We start from the raw sequence: 19792 nt of genomic DNA, 5'->3' as shown, positions 1-19792 counted from the left end.
GCGAGAGACGTCGCGTTTATTTCGCCTGTCGCCGCTTTGATGACCGTTTCTTCAAGATCCTTTGGCACTCGCGTACGGATCCCGTTCATTCTTGAGAAAAGCGAACGTGCAGTTGATGGCAGTTCTTTTGTTGCCATCAAAGCGGACGTGTCCTCTCGCTGTCGCGACGTATTACATTCACCGCTGTCCCGGGCACTCCACCATAGCGAAGGACGTTTCACTCGCGGCAGACGATCACCTGCAACGGTGTCAGGTGGACCAGCGACTCGTTAAGTGCGTCAAGCTCGTCGAGGATGACGCGGAACTTCTCGTGGTGCTCGGTGCGGAAATCAGCACAACTGCCGGCCTGCCTCTCACGGAAATCAAGACCGGCCCGCCGCCATTCTCGCCTGCGGGATCGATAATCCGAACGGGCTTTTGACAAGCCTGCGAAAGCGGTACGGAATTCGATTCCATAAGATTGATCGTTCTCGGTTGCACTGCCAGTTTTGAGAATGAAACTCCACGTCGAGCGCTGAAAAAGTTTAACCGGTTGAACTTTTTTCATCTGTCGCCTCTTCATTCAGGGCTGGGCAGCAGCTGCCTCCTGCATGCGCGCGTTGGGTATGATGTTCGCTTCTCTTTGTTTTCTTCTGCCGCCATGCAGCCGCGTTATTTAACCCGATCTGCCGTCCGCTATCTTCCTGATTTGCGCATCGTTCGATTGCCTCTTCTGCTCTGCGCCGGCGCCCTCTTCTTTTCCCTGCCGACCGATGTCGTACTAGGTTCGGAGACTGCGTCCCAATCGACTCTTTCGCAGGCGCTCGATCAAAACGCTACTGATGTGAGCGGCCGGGATCTGCGGCAGACGCTCGATGCGCTTCGCGTCAGCGCTCTTGAAGGAAACTTTCGCGAAGAAAAAACCATCGCCGGCTTTCCCAAACCCATGGTGTCGACCGGGCGTTTCTCGCTTACGACCCAAAAGCTCGTCTGGGACGTGACCGATCCCTTTCCTAGCACGATGACGATCGATTCGACGGGGATTCACTATTCGAGCGACGATCAAAAGGGCTTTGAAACGAATGCGGGCCCGCAAAACAATGAAGCGGCCAAGATCCTTACAGGTCTTCTCTCCGGACAAGCCGAGACCTTGGAAGCGTTTTTTGTGCTTAAGGCGACAAAGACCCGGACGGGCAGCATTACGATCGAAGCGACACCGAAAAACGAGATGCTCTCGCAATTCGTTGCCAAGGCGGTGCTCACGGGAAGAACGCACGTGGAAACGGTTCGCATCGAAGGGAATGGCGGCGAGACGACGCTCATTCTTTTTTCGGACGTTAAAGCAACGAAGTAAGCACGCCGTGACCGCCGGCGTCTTTATACGCCGATCCATCCGCTTTATTTCAAAGCGATGTCACTGCTGCGAGCGAAAAAACCGCGCGAAATCGCGTACTTCAATCGCCTTTCGGGTAGAGTGAACTACTCGTTCACTATTTCGGAGCCTCAACATGCAACTGCGCTCTATTTTGGCAGCCTCCGCTGCCGTTATCGTTCTCGCCGGCTGCGGCGCTACTACGCTCGTCCTCCCGCCCGAACAGGCCGTGAGCGCGAGCTTCTCGCAGTCCGATATCCGAACTGCCATTCTGTCTGCCGCGTCCGCGCGTCACTGGCGCGTCGTCGAAGACGTCCCGGGCCGCGTCCGCGTGAGCTACCCCTCAAATGAACGCACGATGAACTACGAGGCAACGTTCGACGTCAACTACTCTAAAGCGGGCTACAACATCAAATACGTGAAGAGCTACGGCCTCGGCGAAAAGCTCAACTGCAACGGCACGGATCAGCTTTGCATCCACCGCAATGTGAGCAAGTGGGTGGCGAACCTCAACGCCGACATCCAGCGCTTCCTCGTCAACCCGAACCGCAATGAATAACAATGAGGCGCCGCGGCGGCTCGAACGTCCCTCACACACGAGCCGCCATCCCGCCCGAGTCCGCTCCTTTTCCCTTTCGTTCTCAATCCGACACGACAACTGCAATCGTGCCGATCGCTTCTTCGGGAGGCCGTTCGCCGCTTTGAACGCCCTCGGGGATCCCGCTAAAACATGATGAAGCACGTCCCTTTCCTGCGCACCCTTCCCGCTGCCGCCGCGCTTGTTCTTCTTTCGGGCTGCAGCACGATGAGTGATATTTCAACTGCGCTCAATCCTTTTTCCGACGAGAAGCCTGAAGCTGCCGTCGCAATGCAAAGCGCGGCGGCGCCCGAGGACAAAACCGCACGAACGGCAGTGACGGCCGACGCGACACCTGAGTACGACGCCGCAGCGAGCCGCGCGCTCAACATTCTGCGCTTTCACTACGCCACGCAGGTGAAGGACTTGCCGAGCGACCATGTTGCCGATGCAGGCCATCCGCTTCCCGAACTTTTGAAAAGCGCAGAACCCTCCGATTTCGGTTCTTCCTACCGCGATTACTTTTCTCCTTCGGCCATCGCCGACTTTTTCGGAAAGGCAGCGGCGAACGTCCTTCACTCCGAAGACATGAAGCCGCACCTGCTTGGCTTCATCCCCGTCACCGAAGCACAAACGCGCGAGGATGCCGAGCGCCGCTTTATCGAAAAGAGTGCCGATGCCATTTGCCGCTCTGCCGCTTCACTTGGTTTCAAAGTGGCGGGAGAACCCCGCGGGTACCGCCTCGAAGGCATGATCGAAAGCGCCTCGGAGCTCAAAGTAACGCTCGTCAACCCCGATCTCGGATGCCCGGCACCGACCGTGCGAAACGCTTCTGGCAAAACCCGCGCGAATCCGATGAAGCCACCTGCCGAACACCACCCGGCCTGCGACGTGCATCTGCGCGTCAATGGTATGGACGACGCGGCTTCGCCTGTTGTGATGCGGCCGAGCTGGCTTCTTGCAAGCGCCGCTGACAAACTCGAGGATGATGTCGGAGAAATCGCTGTCCGCCGCTTCGGCGAAGGTGTCTACATTGCGTTCAAGCACCCCGCTTCTGCCAAGCTGACGGACGACGAACTCTATACCGCGCTTTCGCGAGAGCTGCCCCAGGGCTGGCAGATTTACCTGCCGCCCAAGCCTCTCAAAAAACGGGAAGCATCGGACGCGAATTCGGGCTCGGCCAACGACAAGGGTACCTGCTTCCATGCCCCGCTCATGCTTGAGCAGGGAAACACCGTCGTCTTTGAAGTGCCGACACTACGCTGAAGACTCTTCTTTTATTTTGAAGAGAGAGTCAACGAGCATTTTTTTGCGGAGATCGCTTTCCGTAAATCTCAAGCCTGCCGTTTTTCCAAAAAAAGTCGGCGGGCTTTCTTTCCAGCGAAACTCTACTTTTCGCAAGCTGCGACGTTGCGCACCGGCAGGTCCCGAAAACACGGCACCGGCTCGTTCCTTTTGCTGCAGGCATTTTGACTAAATAACAAACTGATTTGTCCATTCGGGACTTATCGGCCGAAGACCCGCCGCAGACAATAAGGCCATCGTCAGCATGAAAAAAGGAGATGATCATGACGAAGACCAATCTGCAGCGCCGTACGTTCCTCTCGGCCGGGGCAGCCGGTGCGGCTCTCGCATTGGCTGCGCGCCCGCGCAGCGCCGAAGCTGCCTGCGTCGACACGATGCCTGCGAAATGGGACGAAACCTTTGACGTCATCGTGGTGGGTTCGGGGTTTGCCGGGCTCGCAGCGGCCGCCGAAGCCATTGACGGCGGCGCGAGCGTCGTCGTACTCGAAAAGATGACGGCGCTCGGAGGGAACTCGGTTATCAACGGCGGCCTCTTTGGCGTTCCGGGCTCGGAACAGCAAAAAGCCATGGGCATCAAGGATTCGCCCGAGCTCCTGGCCGAAGACATGCTGCGCGAAGGTCTCGGCTACAACTATCCCGACAAGGTCCGCTACATGGCCGAGCACACGCTCGAAACTTACGAGTGGACGGTGAAGACACTCGGCGTCGAATACATCCAGGGACAGGTGAACGCCGAAGGCGGTCACTCGGTGCCGCGCTGCGTCGTGACAAAGAATGGCTCGGGCTCGGAAATCGTCAAAAAGCAGCTCGCCTACCTCGAAAAGAAAAAGGCCGAAATCCGCAATCGCGTCTACGTTGAAGCAATCGTGCGCGACGGCGACGGTCGCGTCAAAGGCCTCAAGGTTCGCGAGGGTTACCGCTTCCCGAAGGAGAACTCGGGCAAGGTGCGCTACTACTGCGCGAAGAAAGCCGTCATTCTCTGCCACGGCGGGTTCGGCGCCGACGTCACATACCGCATGAAGCACGACCCGAAGCTCACCGACAAGTTCGACACGACTTGCCAGCCGGGTGCGACGTCCGAACTCTGGCGCGAAGCCGCGCGCATCGGCGCAAGCATGGTTCAGTGCGACTGGATTCAGTGCGGTCCGTGGACGTCGCCCGAAGAAAAGGGTTTCGGCATTGCGCTCTACTTCGCGAACGGCTGCGCCGGCTCCTGCGGCATCTGGGTCAACTGCACGACAGGGAAGCGCTTCGTGAACGAAATGGTCAACCGCAAGATCCGCGCCGACGCCATCATCAATGCGGGCAACAAGGGCGACCGCTGCATCGCCATCGCCGACAAGACCGCCGTCGAAACGACGATCGCGATCACGCGCCCGGGCATCTTCGAGAAGCAGCTCGAAAAGGGCGTCCTCCACGAGTTTGCGACGCTCGCCGACCTTGCCAAGGCATACAGCATTCCGCTCGATGCGCTTAAGAAGTCCGTCTCCGACTACAACGATGCGCTCGGCGGCAAGGGCAAGGACGAAATGGGCCGCTACTTCTTCCCGAAGGCGAAGCCCCTGGCGGTCGACGGCGGTCCGTGGTATGCCTCCATCCTTTCCCCCAAGGTTCACCACACGATGGGCGGCATCGAAACCGACAAATTCTGCCGCGCGCTCGACATCACGAACGACGAACCGATTCCGGGGCTTTATGCCGCGGGTGAAGCGACGGGCGGCGTGCACGGTGCGGTGCGGTTGGGTTCCTGTGCCGTTGTCGACTGTCTTGTGAACGGCCGCATCGCAGGGCGCGAAGCCGCAAAGGAAAAGGCCTGGTGCTGACCGAAAGATCCTGCGGAAAGACGCGCAAAGTCCGGCGCGCTTTCCGCGTTCATCCCGCCGCCTTCTGTTTTCTCTCCATTGACGGCCGCGTACCTGCACATAGATCTGAAAAGATCTGCAACGACAATTCTTTTCGGCAATGGACATTCGAAGCAGCCTCATTGCCTGGCGGCTTCTTGCCGCGATCGGCGAAAAGAGCGGCTTGGCTCGCGCAGCCGAGTCGCTCGATCTTGATCCGGGGCGTGCTTCCCGTCTCATTCACTCGCTTGAAGCGGCGCTCGAGTGCGAGCTCCTCACTCGCACCGAACGCCCGCTCGGACTGACAGAAGAAGCGCGAACTCTGCTGCCTGCGGCGCAGGAATACATTCGAGCGCACGACGCGCTTATCGCTGCCACGAAAGCAGCTGCCCCGAAGATCGAGCATCTCAGAATCGGCGTGCCCGTCAACATCGCACGCAAGGAAATTCTTGAGGTCCTTTCGCTGCCGCACTTAAAGAGTGCGGTCAAAACGGTGAACATCGTGCCTGAAGCCGATCTCGATGATCTTCGAGAAAAGCGCATCGACCTTGCGATTCTTCCGCATACACCGGAAGACCGAGATATTGCAGCGCTTCCCATTTGCGAAACCTGCACCTGCGGATTGGCTTCGCCCGAATACATTGCAAAATACGGTTCTCCTGCCTCGCCAGAAGAACTTACCCGCCATTCGCTTATTTTGCGCAGAGGAGGCAGTTACCCGGAAGCGCGTATGCTGCTAAGAGGATCCCAAACTGCGCCCCTCTGCTGCGAGCGAGTCGCCTACGCCGGCGACCTCTCGACCTGCAAGGAACTCACGGTACTCGGGCACGGAATCTGCTTTGACCTGTCGCTTGGCGTCACCTACAACCACAGACGCGCAGGCAAGCTGGTTCCTGTTCTCCCGCAATGGCACCGCCCAAAGTGGCAGCTCAGCTGTTCGATTCTCGTCAGTCGAAAACGAGAACGGCGTCTCTTTTCGTTTGCGCGAGACCTTGCGCTTGCACTTCGCAAACCCCTTGATGAACGTACAAGGCGCTGGTATGAGGGAATTGGCGTCGCATACGATGAGTAGCTCCGAGCGAACGACGACATCCTAAGCAAAAGAAAAGCGCCGCGCGGAAGAGCTTCAACAATTTTCTGGAGTTTCAGAAGAACGATTTTTTAAGTCCGGCGGCGCTTACAAGTTGATTTTGTCACCGCCCAACGCCTTTTGGGTTACCGGTTCTTGCCTAGTTGTTGCTTTTTGTGGCTGCGGGAGCATCGGACTGCAATGATTCGTCATTGGCAAATTACGTTTAATCGGGATCTAGTTCCCCCAATTGAAAAAAGGCGGATCGTTAGATCCGCCTTTTAGACTAGCTGATTAAGTCAACAAGCTCAAATTAGAACTTGTGGATGAGACCAGCCATGACTTCCACGGTCGACGGATTTTCGCCGTACTTCGTGTCCTGACGATATTCCTTAGACAGTTCGTCGCGGGTGTAGGCAGCGGCCGTGTAGACGGACGTGCGCTTCGTCAGGTTGTAGTCATAACCAACGGCGATGCTCCAGCGTTCAACCGTGCGCTTGCTGTTGGCAACGTCTTCAGCATCCATGTAGGCGATCTGAGCCTTGGCCGTACCGCCGAAGGCGGGAACGCCCACGCCGATATTGATGCCGTAGCCTTCAGCGCCCTCACCAGAAGCACCTGTAGCCTTCTCGTCTTCATCTGCAGCAGGCTTGTAAGCCTTGAAGAAGCTGTAGCCAGAAACGATCGAACCGTCAGCACCGGCAGCCTTCGTACCGACCGACTTGGCATTGTCGAAGTACTGACCGGAAGCATAGAGCTTCATGAAACCGAAATCATAAGCACCGCCGAGCGTAACAGCGAGCTGATCGTCGATTTCATGACCAACACCGACCGTGTTCGTGTCGTACGAACCCCAGTTCTTGCTGTCGACAACGCCGACGAGGTAGAGATTCTGGGTTTCGAACGTAGCGCCGATGGCGTAGTAGCGGTCAGCCGAGGCCTTGCCCTCAACACCGTGACCGTCCTTGCCGTCGTTCTTGAACGAATACTGAGCGTGGAGCTTGAAGCCGTTGAAGCTCGGGGTCACGTACGTGATCATGTTGTCGTAGCGGTCGAAGCCGTTCGCATAAACGAACTTCTGACCGACGGAATCCTGCCAGCCGCCAGAGAACGGCGAGGCCTTGCCCATCAGAGCGTACGAGCCGTTGGCGCTCACGAGTTCGCCGACGCGGCCGAACGACACCGTACCGAAGGCGCCCTGCAGGTTGACCTGCGATTCACGACCGAAGAGGCGGCCGCCGTTGCCGAGCGAGCCGTCGTCAGCGTTAAAGCCGTTTTCGAGAACGAAGCCGAGCTTGAGGCCGTTGCCGAGGTCTTCCGTGCCCTTCAGGCCGAAGCGCGAGCCGGAGTTCTGGCCGGACATCATCTTGAACGTGTCGTTCGCGTCGACATCCTTAGCGTCGCCGTCAACGTGCTGATAGTTGAAGCCGTAGTCGACCAAACCGTAGAGCGTGACATCAGCGGCAGCAGCGGTACCGGCAAAAGCGCCGAGGACAGCGAGAGCAGCAAGAGTCTTTTTCATTTTGAATGTGCCTTTGATCAAAAGTCCGCCCCTCTCTTCTCGGGGGCGGTACAAACTGAAAAAAGGGGGGAAGTGCGTCGTGCACACACACTTTCCTCCGATTGCCCGAAGTGTCAAAACTTATCAAAGAATTGACGAAATCTTTCGAGTCAGGGGACAGACTATAGACCATTGCGCCTGCATTTATTCGGGATAACACTAATATTAATTACAGTTTCCGAAAAATCAATAGATTACGAAGCGACAGTAACACGTTAAAACTGTCAAAACTGTTGCGTATTGCATACGGATTTAGACAAAGCTACTCGTATACAAGGGAATTGTTCGTATTGCACTCCACCACAGCGTCGTTCAACAGAAGCTCCTGAAACGATGAAAGCGCCGAAACCGACAGATCACTCCGTCGATATCGGCGCTTTCGCACGCTCAAAGGCACGATCCGCGCTCTGAGTTAGGAGGTTTCACGCCGAACTCCGAGCGCAGTTTGCATGTGACAAGTGCTTTTTAGAACTTGTGGCGCATGCCGACCCACCAGGTCGTGGTATTGGGATCGCGGTCTTTGCCTGCGACGTTGTCTTCATTCTCGAGCTTATCCTTGGCGTAGGAGAGAACGGTGTAGACGTTCGTGCGCTTCGAGAGGCTGTAGTCGTAGCCGACGGACACGCCAAGGCGCTGCACTTCGGTCTTGGCAGCGGTGGCGCCATCCGGATCGTCGCAGTCTTCGGCATCCGTGTAGCCGACAGCCAGCATGCCGAGGCCGCCGCCGAGCGGCGCGCTCACGCCGGCGATCACGCCGTAGCCCTTGAACTGATCGTTGCCCATGTAGTCGCCGAACGCAGCGTAAGCGTCGCCTTCAGTCGAGCCCTTGCGGTACATGTTGTCGAAGTACTGGGCGCTCAAGTAGGCCTTGACGACCTGGAAGTCATAGGAGCCGGCGAGCGTGAAGGTGTAGCCGTCGTCGGAGTCCTTGCCTTCAACGTGATCCCAGTTGGCGCCGCTCTTGTCCCAGTTGTCCGACCAGTTGTACCAGTCGGCCGCAGCAACAAGGGCGAGACCGCCGACGTTATAAGTCGCACCGAGAGCAGCGTAGCGGTTCGCCGTGGTCTTGCCTTCCGTCGCCGTGACCGTGTCGTCAACACCGTCCTGCTTCCACTCGTCCTTGTTGTTGGCGTTGAAGGAGTACTGGGCGTAGACGCGGGCGCCGGCGAATTCCGGCGACTTGTAGGTCACCGTGTTGTCGAAGCGGCCGTAGCCGACCATGTAGGTCGAGGGTTCGACCGCACCGGCCCACGAAGCGCCGAACGGCGAGATGTCGGCCATAAGGCCGTAAGAGCCGTTACCCGAGACGAGCTGACCGACACGGCCGAAGGAGAGCTGACCGAAAGCGCCCGCGAGATAAACCTGGGATTCGCGACCGAAGAGGCGGCTGCCCTGGAGCATCGTGCCGTCATCGGCGCCGAAGCCGTTTTCAAGCACGAAGCCGACCTTAAGGCCGTTGCCGAGGTCTTCCGTACCCTTCAGGCCGAAGCGGGAACCCGACTGGGCGCCGGAAGCCATTTCAAACTTGTTCGTAGCATCTTCGCCTGTCTTGTCGGTATCGACACGGGAATACTTGAGCGAGTAGTCGACGACGCCGTAGAGCGTCACGTCGGCAGCGACAGCAGAACCGACGGAGAGAGCGCCGAGTACAGCGAGAGCAGCAAGTGTCTTTTTCATTTGATGAGCCTTTCAATTTGGGCACGGTCGTTCTGTTACACCGAACCTCGTCTTTCAGGAACCTCGGTGCGGCCGGTCGTGCATTACCGAACCGCTCGAGCTGCGGACTACACAATGAACCGTCCTTCACGATGAGAGGATCCGCCCAGCATCGAGAAAGCAAAGTTTTGCGCACGCCCTTGCATGATCCTATCCTCAATTGCCAAAAAAACGTTTACGACAAATGGCTTAGATCCACTGCAATTCCTTATTTTTCAATGTATTGCAATTGAAAACATTACCAATATAACTTGCATTTTTTGTTGTAATTTCGACACATTGCAAAAAGTGACTAGATCGGTCTATGCTCTTTTATCTAAGGCATATGCAATAGATAATTTGTGAACGTTTGTTCAGAAAATGTCTTCTGTAAATTCAAGACACGAAAACCGACTTTCCGACTGTGCATTAGAAACAAAGGGCTCACCCGCCTCTAGAGGCTAGACACCTCTTCAACCCATTGATTTCTTGACAAATTGAAGAAGCTGTTGATATCGTCCCGTTACTCTTCCTTTTTTTGCAATACAGAAATATCATGAAAGCTTTTGCCTGACTTCTCTGCGCCATTCTGATGGATGTCTTCGGACCCACCTGGCTTGAAGTTATCCGAAGGCTTTACGAAACCCGTCTTCACGGTGAGTTCGCTTTTCTGGTACGGTGCGTCCTTATGCTTTCTTTCGATGACGCTCAAGAGCCTGCCCGTCGGCGCAGCCTACGCTGTCTGGTCGGGTCTTGGCAGCGTGCTCACTCCACCCGTCGGTTATTTCCTCTTCGCCCAAAAGCGCCCTGTCGCATCGATCGTCGACATGGTCATGATCGTCTCAGGGCGTCGGCGTCATGCTGCTCTCGTCGGCTCACTGGAAACGCACGCCTTTACGGACGCCCAATAAATGAGAGCGGGAAGATCGAAGCCCGAACTGCAAATCGGAGAACGATCTTCCCGCCCAAGAAACGAGAGCGACGTTGTCTCAGCCGACGGATCCAACCGGCGCGTTTTAGGATGACGATTTAACGCGCGGTCCAATCCGCGGACATGTCCCTTTCCTCCTGCCCTCGCTCCTTGTTCTCAACCTGACAATTCCTGTCTATTTGCCTTACGCCGTCGCGGCAGCGGCCGCACCGACGCCCGAAAGCGACTTCACGGCGCTCTGCGCGGCACGGCGCGCGTTGCGGATGCGCGGCGTGATGAAGACCGAGAAGAATTCGCCCGCAATCGGACAGGGGCGCGACTGCACGCGGCCTGCGGCCGTGCTGCTCGAGATGCGCCAGCCGCCGCCCGCGGACTGGAAAATGCGGATCGTGAGTTCGCCGTGCTCAAAGGAGAGGCTCTTTTCGTCTTCGCTCACCTGGGTGCGGTCGTGAATGTAGCGCTCAAGGTCCTGAACAGTCTTCACGCGGCCTTCGGGGATCGAAAGACGGGTGAGCATCGTCGGCATCACTTCTTTCTTTCGGCGGATCGTGAGCGTATCGGCCATGAAGGCCTCCGTGCGGTCGAGAACCTCGCGGCTGTCCAGGTTTTCATCGCGGGTACCGTTGATCATTCTTCTATTCCTCCGTGCTCACTTATCCGGTTTTCTGCACGAACACACCCCCGGGTGCAGCGCAGCCGCACTTGAAAAAGAGACGCACACTCGCCCTCCACCTTCGAGGTAAGTGTTTGCGCCCAAGCGCCATGCCGATGGATCGCCGCCGCCCGCTTCCCCGATCGGGACCGTAGCGTTACTGCCGCAGTCGGAGAAGTGTGCATTCGCCCCTGGCTTCAGGGGGAAGCCGCGAAGTATACCTGAATTCCCGTAAATAGGTATGACCCGCACAGGATAGGCGCAGGAAATTTTTGTTTCGATTTGTGCCAGCATGCCTCCTTTTCGCTTGTGTCTCAGGCTTTTCGGTCCTTTGAGGCGGACTATTGAGCACATTTTGCAGGCGCTTTGCCGCCGCGTTTTCCCAAAAATCAATACGTTCAAATTTCGCAAGGGCCAAATTCTCGCCTTTTCTCCCGAATTCCTGGCTTTTTCGAGCATCTCTTCCATAGGATTGCGCCTCGGTCTCGCAGCCGCCCTCTCTGTTGTTCCTTTCTTTCTTCGGCGGCTGCGAGACCTTGACCGTGCGGGCTGCTCGGTTCGCACGGCGACCTACGTGCAAACCATTTGCAGGAGAAAAACGAAATGACTCTGTCGAACGCAGTGAAGTCCGCCGACACCGCTCCCTCTTTTGCCGATGCCATGACCGACGCGTGAATTGAAGCGAGCGCGCTGGCGACCCGCATCAACGAACACCGCGCCGCGAAGCTCGCCGCGCGCGTCCTTGGACTTGCCGCCCTCGCCGTTCTCGGCCTACTTCTCGCGGAACCCTCCTCAGCTGCCGGTACGGCGGGGTTCGACCGCCTCTACGAGACGCTTGACACTTGGATCTCGGGCTCGCTCGGCAAGTCCATTGCGATCGGCTTTCTCATCGTCGGGCTCGCAAGCGGCCTTTTGCGCGGCAACCTCGCTGCCGCCGTCGTGTCGCTCGGCTGCGCTCTCGCGCTCGTCGTGGGCCCGGAAATCATCGATTCCGTCTTCTCGGCGGGATCCTAAGCCATGACGACGCCGCCCAAAGCCGTCCGCATTCCGAACTGCGAACTCGAAAGCATGCGCGTCATCTTCTGGCGCGTGGAAGCCGTCCTCATCTTCTTCAGTTTTGCGATTGTGGGCGGCATCTTCAATCACCCGGGCTGGGGTTCGCTGATCGGCCTTGCACTGGCGGCCCTTTGGGAAAAGGTGAGCGCGGGCAATCCGGGGCGGCCCATTCACCTCGCCTGGTGGTTCCTCGGCTTCCCGCAGCTCAAGGTGACGCCAGCGTCTTCAAAGAGGCGCTTTCTCGGCTGAGCACCTGCCGACGTCCCCGACGCGAACTTCGTTCGCACCTTTTCAGACACGCCTCGACGACGGCCCGCCGCCTGCGCCGAGGCGATTCTTTCTCGAGCGCTCGCGCGGCATCGCGAACCGAGCGCCCTTTTCACGATTCCCACGATGAAGACTCCAACGCCTTCACCAAACCGCCCGAATTCCTTCGAGGAAGGAACGTCCGACCTATCGCCGCCCGGCGGCTTTCACGCCATGGCGCTTGCCGCTGCGAAGCTACGCATCGGGCGGCTTGTCGTCGCGGGCTTCGCCCTTTCGCTCGCTTCGAACCTCCTTCTCGGGGCGGCGCTCATGATGAAGAAGCCCGTTCACCAGACGATTCTCATTCCTTCCACCGTTTTCGATCCCGCCATTCCCGCGTGGACCTTTGACGAAAAGGGGCCGGACGAAGCCTACCTCGCCCGCTACGGCGTGAAGCTCGCCGCCCTTTGCACGAACCTCACGCCCGCGAATGCCGCGGGCAGCATTGCGGCTTTTCTAGAACACGTTTCCCCGGAGACGCAGGCCGAAACGGCCCTGCAGCTCGAAAAGGAAGCACAGGCGCTGCGAAAAGACGACGGCTCCACCGCTTTCTATCCGTCGGAAACGGCCGTCTCGCGAACGCGGCTCACCGTAGATGTCGCCGGTGAATTCAAAACGATACTCGGCCGCACAGTGGTCGAAAGCAAAGAGAAATGCTTCCGACTGCGCTTTGAACACCGCTCGGGCCGACTCTTCTTGACGCGCCTCGAAGAAATCCTGCGCCGCGACTCGGACCTGCCCGCGAAGCCCCGTTAACTTTCTGTCTGCCCGCCTCTCATGTCTCTCACAAACACCGTCCCCGCAACCGACAAGCCCTTCAAGCACACCGCAATTTCTGCGTTTGCCGCACTTTCGGCCATGACCGTCTTCACGACGACGCTTTTGACCGCCCTCCCGAGCGCCTGCGCAGCCGACGTTGTTCGCCCGCAAGCGGCACCCGTGCGTCTTACCGAGCCGTCGGCTGTCAAGCCGGCGGCAAACCCCGCTTTCCAACGAGCCCCGGCGGCCGTCCCCGGCAAATTCGTTCGCCGCAGTACCGAGGCCGACCTGCTGCGCTTCCCGATCTCCGCGCAGCACGCAAGCCGCATCGCCTTCACCGGGGGCGAGCGGATCGAAAGCGCCATCTGGGACCAGCAGGACCTGGATCTCAAGACCGACACGGCCGCGGGCCAGATCTTCGTTCGTCCGAAGCGCGAAGGCGAGATCGTGCTCTACGTAACGACCGAGAGCGGCGAGACGGCTGCAATCGTGCTCGACGCGGGGCTCGAGCGGTCGCCGCAAAACATTCTGCTCGAGCGCGCCGAGGCGACACGCGCTTCGAAGCTGTCGACCGAGGCAGCGGCGTCAACGGGCACTTCGGCCGATTCGCCCGACGCACTCGAAGGCATGCCGATGACGGGCGGTGATCCGCGGCCCGCGAGCATGCTCGCGCCTTCGCCCGCGCCGGAATTCGTTTCGAGCGTAAAGCGCTTCGTGCGGCACGCAACGCTTCGCGAAGAAGCCCCCGATATCATGAAGCGCTCTGCCTGCCCCAAACCCACGCGTTCGCTCTCGGCGGCGCTCGTGAAGCTCGAGCGCTTGAAGCCCGTCGTCGCGAGCTGCTGGACGACGCGCGACCTCACGGCGGTCGTGCTTCGGCTCAAAAACGATTCGCCCGTTCCCGTCCTCATTCGCGAACCGGCCCTCACGGGGCCGAGCGTCGCAGCGATCACGACCGACAAAGCGATGCTGCGCTACGGCGATTCGGCCGAACTGATCTTCGTGGAGGTCGCGCGCCATGACTGATCGCAACTACGGTTCGGACGAGCGTACAGAACTCGATCGGCAATCCGAGCTCGAGAACCATTTCAGCGCTCAAGGAGAAACGAGAGGTCTATTCCAAAAACGGCGGCGAGTTGCCCGCAGCGGTCAAGCGGCTGCCGATCCGCTTTCCAACAAACGGCGCAAACAGCAGCAGACCGCCGCGGCGCTCGGGGTCGTGGGCATCCTCGGCGCATTGTCCCTCTGGGCCGTCACGTCGAATCCGGACGAGCGAAAGACACACAAAAAGCCCGAACCCGCAGCGTCCATTGCCATTCACCCCGAGTACGTTCAGCGCGAAACCTACATTCGCAAATCCGAAGCCAAAATCGACGACCTCAACAGCACCGTTGCCTCGCTCACGAGCGACATTGCGGCCCTCAGAAAAGAGCTCGAATCCACCGCGAAAAGCCTCACGGAAACGATGCGCCGGCAGAAGGATACGCTTGCAACACTCGAAGAAGTGCAGGCCAAGCACGGAGCGGCGATTGAAAGCGCCGCCGAAGCCGCTGCCGCGAGCGGCGGACAAATGCGAGCCCCCGGCGAATCAGGTTTTGACTACGGTGCGCTCGACGCGTCGCTCACAGGAAATGCCGAAACTCGCTCTGGTCTTCTCGAGAACAGCCCCGGCAGCACCGGGCGCACACAGCTCACCGTCGTAACGCTCGGCGCGCCCAAAGACAGAAGGACGCTCCCGCCCGCAGCAAACACCGCCGACGAAAGACGTCTGCCGCGTTATGCCCCGTCAACCTGGCTCGCGCCCGACACACCCATTGCCGTCAATCGTGCACCGGGAAGCACCGTCGACACGTATCTGCCGCCCGGCGCCTTCGCTCGAGCAACCCTCCTCACAGGCGTCTATGCGTCAACGGGGGGCGCTGCCGGCGACCCGATACCAGAACCGCCGCTATCCGCTCCTCTCGATCACGACCGGGCGCGGCCTTGGCGTGGAAATCTTCTGCTTCACGCGCTCGACATTCGCCGCTTTTGCCGAAGTGCGCCTTGCAGCCAACGTAGCGGCCGAATCGGAAAAGGCGTTGAACGAATTGAAAAATCAGTTCCCCTGGGTTTCCTGGAATGTTCCCGAACTCGGCCATTCACGCCGGAAGAGCTTGAGAAAGCGGAACAGTTCGGTCCATACAGGGACCGGGAAGAACGACTCAACGATCTGGCGAAGCCAACGACGGAAGCCGCACTCCGGCCGCCCGTGAAGGCGACGATGGCGCTCTCTCATTTCGAAGGCTTCATCCGGCAACCCGTCATCGCCAAAGCGGCGGCCGTCTATGCCATCTCAAGAATGCGGCAAGGCGTCGTCATGCGCCCCGAGCACCACAACACAATCGCAGGCTTCGCCCTGAAGACACGACTCTCTTGCGACGTGCTTGATTGAGCTCTCGTCATTGAAATAAGCCCGGCGAGCCGAAGCTTGCCGGGCAATATTTGACCTCAAAGTTTTGTTTTTTCGAGCGGGCGGCCGACACTTGATCGTCGCCCGAACGGTTTTTCTTGACTTATTCGCCGCGGTGACGGCCGCAGCAACCGCCGTGCCCATGACCGTGCCCGCAGCAACCGTGGCCATGGCCTTCACCATGCCCGCCGCAGCAGTGACCGTCCGCGTCGGCATGTCCGTCGCCATGCTTGCAGCAGCCTTCCTCACCATGGCCGCACGTGCAGGTCTTTTCTTCGCCCTTGCCCTCACCGTGGCAGCCACACCCGCACGAGCCGTCCTCCTGACCGTGGCCGTGACCACCGCAGCCGCAACCGCAACCTTCACCATGACCGTGCTGATGACGGTGGCGATGCTGGCTCACGGCGGCTGCCGCTTCCGGGTTGCTTTCGAGCGTCTCGGCCACACAAGCACGCGCCGCTTCGTCGGCGTTGCCGCTGATACCGGCGAGCAGCTTGATGCCGGCAGCGGTGAGGCCTGCCACAGCACCGTCACCGATACCGCCGCAAACGACGCAGTCAACGCCCGCCTCCGTGAGGGGGCCAACCTTCGAGCCGTGCCCCTGACCCGGGGTTTCGACGACGGCCGTGCCGACGATCTCACCGTTCTCGACGGTGTAGACCTTGAACGCGGCGGCCATGCCGAAGTGCTGATAGATGTTTTCGTTCTTGACGGGAATGGCGATCTTCATGGTGAAGTTTCCTTCCAATTGTTCGGTTTGATTCGCGATGTGTTCTCTCAACTGTCGGTACTTCCAGCGGCAGCGGCCTGCGCAGTCCCGGGCGCATTTGCCGCCGCAGACTTCGTAATTGCCGCCCGCTATCTCAAGGGGTTTCCCAAGCACGAGCGCTTCGGCGATCTTTGCGCGAGCTCGCTCGTATATCTCGGTCGCCGTCGTTCGAGACACCTGCATTTGAAGCGCACATTGTTCGTGCGTGCGCTTTTCGAAATCGATGATGCGAATGGCTTCGAACTCTTCCACGAAGAGCTGCACGCTCGAGGACGCTTCCGATGCTTCCGGCGCAAGCGGCGCATTCGGACGAAAGCCGCGGCATCGCGGTTCCGCACAGACACGGCGACATCGGCTCGGTCTTGGCATTGGGTCTCTCCTTGCAAGTTATTTCCGACATATGTCGGATATTATCGAGTGGCGCTTGAGTTTGCAAGTCTCAAAGCAACGGCGGCCGGCTCCTTTCGGAACCGACCGCCGCGTATTGAACACTTTCGTTGTATTTACCCGCGGGCTCAGCCCATAAGCTCTTTGAGACAGGGTTCGAGCTGAACACCGGCTCGTGCGTCAACCCCCGTCGCCATCGTGTATTCAATGGCGCGGCTCACAAAGCGCATGGCCTTTAAAACAGCCGCGTCGAGTGTTTCGCCTCGCAGCAGCGCACCCGTAACAACGCTCGTAAAGATGTCGCCCGTACCGCAAGTGGCAAAGGGGATGCGCGCCGTCGAATGAACGGTGAAACGCTCGTTTTCGGCATCAAACGACGCAACCTTGATTTCGTCGGGCTTGCCGGGAACGCTTGTAATCACGACCTGCTTCGCACCGAACTTGGAAAGATCGCGGCACATGGTTTCAAGCGCAGAAGCAGAGGGCTCTTCAGCCGAATAAGGGCGATCGAGAAGGAAGCACGCTTCCGTGTAGTTCGGCGTAATGAGGTCGGCTTTCTCAACGAGACCGCGCATGCCTGCCACCATTTCGGGCGTGAAGACCGGGTAGAGCTTGCCGTCGTCGCCCATCGCAGGGTCGACAACGACAATCGCATCCTCGCGGTCTGCGAAGCGCCGGGCGGCATCCTTCACGATTTCCATTTGTTCGAGGCTCGCGAGGAACCCGGAGTAGACCGCATCAAACGGAAACTCGAGCTTTTCCCACTGGTCCATGAACCCCTTCATCTTATCGGTGAAGTCGCTGAAGACAAACGAGCCGTAGGTGAAATTGTTGGAAAAAAGCGCCGTCGGAAACGGGCACGCCTGGATGCCCATGGAGGATAAGACGGGAATTGCTGCCGTGAGCGAACAACGACCGAAAGAGCAGAGGTCGTGGATGGCAAGAACGCGTTTTGCTGGCTTCATTTTTCTTCTTCTGTTGTCTTGAAGGTCTGGGAAACGAGGAGAAGAGTCTAGACCATCGCAACTCCAGGCGTTCTCGCAAAACTAACTACATTTGAGCGTTTTCTTTCGCTTGAGGCAATGCGCCAATTCATCTCTCACCGTCAAAGGACCCAAAACCGACTTTAGTCGTTGCTATCGACGCTTATTCTTTCCTTGCAAAAGCAGCACGCTCAATTTCGTGTCCGCACTTTCGCCCAGAACCGCGCCGCACGATTGATCCAACCGTCTGCCGCCGTACCGATCCCAAGTCCAAAACCGTGAGCGACGCCATCAACACGCATGTAGTCGACGGGAATGCCTACCTCCCGCATGGCACGCATGCGGTTGTCGACTACGCGAACGGGCGCAATCGGGTCTGCCGTCCCCTGCACCATGAAGGTCGGCGGATCATCGGGCTGCCAATCGGAATGCCCGGTATAGGCCATAAGCACCGCGCCTGCTTTTCCTCGATCCTTGTAGCCGAACGGTTCAAGGCCGATGCTTCCGAGCCACGCGGCCATGCGCGCACCGGCGGAACTACCCATGAGCGCGTAACCCTTGGGGTCTACATTGAGTGTTTTCGAGTTCGAGAGAATGAAGTCGAGCCCCTCGGCCATGTCTTCCATCGCACTCGAGCCGCCGCGGGTCACCCGATACTGAAGCACGAATGCGTTCATGCCGTTTTTGTTCATCGCTTCGGCGTACGGGAAGCCTTCGTGGATCGAGCCCACATACACAAAACCGCCGCCCGCTGCGATGAGTACAAAAGGCTTAGGCGAATCGCCCGGCCTTTGAGAAGTCGGATAAAAGAAAAGTCCCGCTCCCTCGTGCGAGAGCGGAATCCAGACGCGATCGCCCGCAAGCGACCGGGCCTTCAGACGATTGAGAATGCCGCAGGCTGCATCAACGTTCACGTTCGTATGGTATGGCAGCAGCCGAGGCAAACGCGTGAGCGGCATATCGAGCGAAGTCTCGTCGAGCTTCCGATAGGGATGCCCTAGCGTCTCAAGCGGCAGGACGTATTCGCCGAATCCTTTGAATGCCGGGTCCCGCACGATTTCGCCAATGGTGCTGCGGCGAGAAAAAGTGCCGTTCGTGTCGCCCTTTCCCATGTTTGTACCTGCCTCCCCTCCAACTGCCGAAACGGCGGGCTTCGCCGCGCCAAGGAGAAGAAGAGTCGACGCAAGCGCGGCAAAGGCCCGCCGTCCGAGCAAAAAGTCCGTTCCATCCTTATTCATGCGACAACCTCCTCCCAAAGTCGCAAACCGCTTCCGGTTCGCGAGGAGGCACCCGCAATCGACGAATAGAAAAGAAAAGGTGGAAAAGACGTCAAAGGGGATGCCTCCGCGATGCATTCTGCCCCCGCGCGAGAAGGCTACCCTTGATGAACGACAGGCTGGCTCAAACTTGAAATCTTCGGGCAAAAAATCGATCGGAAACTGCGTCGGCCGCTCGCCAGATCATGCATTAGAACGGCGAGTGGTCGCATGTGGACTGCTCGCCGCAGCTTTGGATATCTCTGCAAGACCGAACGATCAAGACTGCGACATAGCCGTGCATTGCGGCGCGACGACGATCGGCAGCGAACGAACTGTACGAATCGGCGCCTTTCGCCGCATCATGGCCGCGAGCCCCTCGTATCTCGAACGGACCGGCACGCCTAAAACCATTGACGACCTCCGCGGCAAACGTCTTTTCCACTACGACGGTGCAATGTGCGACACGATTTGGCTTTGGAAAGACGGCAAGCGGTATCGTGTCCCTTCGGAACTGGCTTCGCTCTGCGCCTCGACAACAGGTCCCTTGATGGGGCTCGTTCTCGAAGGCAAAGGCATCGTCCTCAGCACTGCCGTCTTCATGTGCTACCGCGAGCTTCGTGCTGGCAGGCTTGTTCCAGTACTTCCCGATTACAAAGAAGCCGACAAGCCCGTGAGCTTCATGCTTCACTCAGAACGTGCCGACCGATCGATCGTGAAGGAAGCGATCGATTTCCTGCGTTCGAAATGGCAAGAAGGAGAAGGTCTAAGCAGCATCTGAAAAGTTTTCATACAGCGCCGACTTGCCTGAGCAGATGAAAAAACGGCCGCAGAGCATTCAGTTC

At 58.6% G+C, this 19792-nt stretch carries 19 protein-coding genes; 12 read left to right on the top strand and 7 right to left on the bottom strand.

Features of this window, described 5'->3' with window-relative positions; translation table 11 throughout:
* Positions 1 to 249: 249 nt before the first annotated feature.
* The gene (locus tag H6A60_RS06975; RefSeq protein ID WP_205102718.1) at positions 250 to 456 is read right to left on the bottom strand and encodes a type II toxin-antitoxin system prevent-host-death family antitoxin; all 207 of its coding nucleotides are present in this window, start codon (positions 454 to 456) and stop codon (positions 250 to 252) included.
* A 4-nt stretch (positions 457 to 460) separates the two neighbouring features.
* Here H6A60_RS06975 and H6A60_RS06970 point away from each other — a divergent pair, with 4 nt between their 5' ends.
* The 5 genes from H6A60_RS06970 to H6A60_RS06950 all read left to right on the top strand — a co-directional run bounded on the left by H6A60_RS06970 (position 461) and on the right by H6A60_RS06950 (position 6146).
* Complete coding sequence (locus H6A60_RS06970) at positions 461 to 1333, top strand: outer membrane lipoprotein carrier protein LolA (RefSeq protein WP_205102716.1); 873 nt, start codon at positions 461 to 463, stop codon at positions 1331 to 1333.
* A gap of 154 nt (positions 1334 to 1487) precedes the next feature.
* Positions 1488 to 1910 (top strand): hypothetical protein, encoded by a 423-nt coding sequence (locus H6A60_RS06965; protein WP_205102714.1) that lies wholly within the window; start codon positions 1488 to 1490, stop codon positions 1908 to 1910.
* A 171-nt stretch (positions 1911 to 2081) separates the two neighbouring features.
* Positions 2082 to 3194 (top strand): hypothetical protein, encoded by a 1113-nt coding sequence (locus H6A60_RS06960; RefSeq protein WP_205102712.1) that lies wholly within the window; start codon positions 2082 to 2084, stop codon positions 3192 to 3194.
* Positions 3195 to 3496: 302 nt separating this feature from the next.
* Positions 3497 to 5056 carry a flavocytochrome c gene (locus H6A60_RS06955; RefSeq protein ID WP_239477639.1) on the top strand — a complete coding sequence of 520 codons (1560 nt, stop codon included), beginning with the start codon at positions 3497 to 3499 and terminating at the stop codon, positions 5054 to 5056.
* Between the two features lie 139 nt (positions 5057 to 5195).
* On the top strand, positions 5196 to 6146 hold the full coding sequence (locus H6A60_RS06950; protein WP_205102708.1) for a LysR family transcriptional regulator: 951 nt from the start codon (positions 5196 to 5198) through the stop codon (positions 6144 to 6146).
* A 310-nt stretch (positions 6147 to 6456) separates the two neighbouring features.
* Here H6A60_RS06950 and H6A60_RS06945 read toward each other — a convergent pair whose 3' ends face one another.
* Positions 6457 to 7665, bottom strand: a complete 1209-nt coding sequence (locus tag H6A60_RS06945; protein WP_205102706.1) for a porin — start codon at positions 7663 to 7665, stop codon at positions 6457 to 6459.
* A 504-nt stretch (positions 7666 to 8169) separates the two neighbouring features.
* The gene (locus tag H6A60_RS06940; RefSeq protein WP_205102704.1) at positions 8170 to 9381 is read right to left on the bottom strand and encodes a porin; all 1212 of its coding nucleotides are present in this window, start codon (positions 9379 to 9381) and stop codon (positions 8170 to 8172) included.
* Between the two features lie 635 nt (positions 9382 to 10016).
* On the opposite strand from H6A60_RS06940, the gene H6A60_RS06935 reads away from it, so the two are divergent.
* Positions 10017 to 10310 (top strand): DMT family transporter, encoded by a 294-nt coding sequence (locus tag H6A60_RS06935; RefSeq protein ID WP_205102702.1) that lies wholly within the window; start codon positions 10017 to 10019, stop codon positions 10308 to 10310.
* Positions 10311 to 10514: 204 nt separating this feature from the next.
* Here the strand turns inward: H6A60_RS06935 and H6A60_RS06930 are convergent, their stop codons facing one another.
* Positions 10515 to 10961 carry a hypothetical protein gene (locus tag H6A60_RS06930; RefSeq protein WP_205102700.1) on the bottom strand — a complete coding sequence of 149 codons (447 nt, stop codon included), beginning with the start codon at positions 10959 to 10961 and terminating at the stop codon, positions 10515 to 10517.
* Between the two features lie 696 nt (positions 10962 to 11657).
* Between H6A60_RS06930 and traA the strand changes: the two genes are divergently transcribed.
* From traA to H6A60_RS06910, 5 genes are all read left to right on the top strand, one after another.
* Positions 11658 to 11996 carry a TraA family conjugative transfer protein gene (traA, locus tag H6A60_RS13865; protein ID WP_338054847.1) on the top strand — a complete coding sequence of 113 codons (339 nt, stop codon included), beginning with the start codon at positions 11658 to 11660 and terminating at the stop codon, positions 11994 to 11996.
* Between the two features lie 3 nt (positions 11997 to 11999).
* A complete protein-coding gene (locus H6A60_RS06925; RefSeq protein ID WP_205102698.1) occupies positions 12000 to 12287 on the top strand; it encodes a type IV conjugative transfer system protein TraL in 288 nt (95 codons plus the stop codon).
* Positions 12288 to 12431: 144 nt separating this feature from the next.
* Positions 12432 to 13100, top strand: a complete 669-nt coding sequence (locus H6A60_RS06920; RefSeq protein ID WP_205102696.1) for a TraE/TraK family type IV conjugative transfer system protein — start codon at positions 12432 to 12434, stop codon at positions 13098 to 13100.
* 21 nt (positions 13101 to 13121) lie between these two features.
* Positions 13122 to 14129 carry a TraK domain-containing protein gene (locus H6A60_RS06915; protein ID WP_205102694.1) on the top strand — a complete coding sequence of 336 codons (1008 nt, stop codon included), beginning with the start codon at positions 13122 to 13124 and terminating at the stop codon, positions 14127 to 14129.
* The gene (locus tag H6A60_RS06910) at positions 14122 to 15534 is read left to right on the top strand and encodes a hypothetical protein (RefSeq protein ID WP_205102692.1); all 1413 of its coding nucleotides are present in this window, start codon (positions 14122 to 14124) and stop codon (positions 15532 to 15534) included. The genes H6A60_RS06915 and H6A60_RS06910 overlap by 8 nt, the downstream gene beginning before the upstream one ends.
* 121 nt (positions 15535 to 15655) lie before the next feature.
* Here H6A60_RS06910 and H6A60_RS06905 read toward each other — a convergent pair whose 3' ends face one another.
* From H6A60_RS06905 to H6A60_RS06895, 3 genes are all read right to left on the bottom strand, one after another.
* A complete protein-coding gene (locus tag H6A60_RS06905; RefSeq protein WP_205102690.1) occupies positions 15656 to 16690 on the bottom strand; it encodes a DUF134 domain-containing protein in 1035 nt (344 codons plus the stop codon).
* Positions 16691 to 16836: 146 nt separating this feature from the next.
* Positions 16837 to 17673 carry a pyridoxamine kinase gene (locus tag H6A60_RS06900; RefSeq protein WP_205102688.1) on the bottom strand — a complete coding sequence of 279 codons (837 nt, stop codon included), beginning with the start codon at positions 17671 to 17673 and terminating at the stop codon, positions 16837 to 16839.
* 209 nt (positions 17674 to 17882) lie between these two features.
* Positions 17883 to 18929 carry an alpha/beta hydrolase gene (locus H6A60_RS06895; protein ID WP_205102686.1) on the bottom strand — a complete coding sequence of 349 codons (1047 nt, stop codon included), beginning with the start codon at positions 18927 to 18929 and terminating at the stop codon, positions 17883 to 17885.
* On the opposite strand from H6A60_RS06895, the gene H6A60_RS06890 reads away from it, so the two are divergent.
* The gene (locus H6A60_RS06890) at positions 18928 to 19728 is read left to right on the top strand and encodes a LysR substrate-binding domain-containing protein (RefSeq protein WP_338054846.1); all 801 of its coding nucleotides are present in this window, start codon (positions 18928 to 18930) and stop codon (positions 19726 to 19728) included. The genes H6A60_RS06895 and H6A60_RS06890 overlap by 2 nt on opposite strands.
* The last annotated feature ends 64 nt before the right edge of the window (positions 19729 to 19792 follow it).

This window comes from Sutterella massiliensis, from assembly GCF_016899755.1.
Classification (GTDB): Bacteria; Pseudomonadota; Gammaproteobacteria; order Burkholderiales; family Burkholderiaceae_F; genus Sutterella; species Sutterella massiliensis.
Note: the sequence above shows the minus strand (reverse complement) of the source record. Positions and strands in the feature narration are given on the sequence as shown.

Bases quoted from the DNA above. Each gene is read 5' to 3' on its own strand.
- H6A60_RS06945 (WP_205102706.1), bottom strand. From the start codon at position 7,665: ATGAAAAAGACTCTTGCTGCTCTCGCTGTCCTCGGCGCTTTTGCCGGT.
- H6A60_RS06900 (WP_205102688.1), bottom strand. From the start codon at position 17,673: ATGAAGCCAGCAAAACGCGTTCTTGCCATCCACGACCTCTGCTCTTTC.
- H6A60_RS06890 (WP_338054846.1), top strand. From the start codon at position 18,928: ATGCGACAACCTCCTCCCAAAGTCGCAAACCGCTTCCGGTTCGCGAGG.
- H6A60_RS06895 (WP_205102686.1), bottom strand. From the start codon at position 18,929: ATGAATAAGGATGGAACGGACTTTTTGCTCGGACGGCGGGCCTTTGCC.
- H6A60_RS06950 (WP_205102708.1), top strand. From the start codon at position 5,196: ATGGACATTCGAAGCAGCCTCATTGCCTGGCGGCTTCTTGCCGCGATC.
- H6A60_RS06965 (WP_205102714.1), top strand. From the start codon at position 1,488: ATGCAACTGCGCTCTATTTTGGCAGCCTCCGCTGCCGTTATCGTTCTC.
- H6A60_RS06910 (WP_205102692.1), top strand. From the start codon at position 14,122: ATGACTGATCGCAACTACGGTTCGGACGAGCGTACAGAACTCGATCGG.
- H6A60_RS06975 (WP_205102718.1), bottom strand. From the start codon at position 456: ATGGAATCGAATTCCGTACCGCTTTCGCAGGCTTGTCAAAAGCCCGTT.
- H6A60_RS06960 (WP_205102712.1), top strand. From the start codon at position 2,082: ATGATGAAGCACGTCCCTTTCCTGCGCACCCTTCCCGCTGCCGCCGCG.
- H6A60_RS06955 (WP_239477639.1), top strand. From the start codon at position 3,497: ATGACGAAGACCAATCTGCAGCGCCGTACGTTCCTCTCGGCCGGGGCA.
- H6A60_RS06940 (WP_205102704.1), bottom strand. From the start codon at position 9,381: ATGAAAAAGACACTTGCTGCTCTCGCTGTACTCGGCGCTCTCTCCGTC.
- H6A60_RS06905 (WP_205102690.1), bottom strand. From the start codon at position 16,690: ATGCCAAGACCGAGCCGATGTCGCCGTGTCTGTGCGGAACCGCGATGC.
- H6A60_RS06925 (WP_205102698.1), top strand. From the start codon at position 12,000: ATGACGACGCCGCCCAAAGCCGTCCGCATTCCGAACTGCGAACTCGAA.
- H6A60_RS06930 (WP_205102700.1), bottom strand. From the start codon at position 10,961: ATGATCAACGGTACCCGCGATGAAAACCTGGACAGCCGCGAGGTTCTC.
- H6A60_RS06920 (WP_205102696.1), top strand. From the start codon at position 12,432: ATGAAGACTCCAACGCCTTCACCAAACCGCCCGAATTCCTTCGAGGAA.
- H6A60_RS06915 (WP_205102694.1), top strand. From the start codon at position 13,122: ATGTCTCTCACAAACACCGTCCCCGCAACCGACAAGCCCTTCAAGCAC.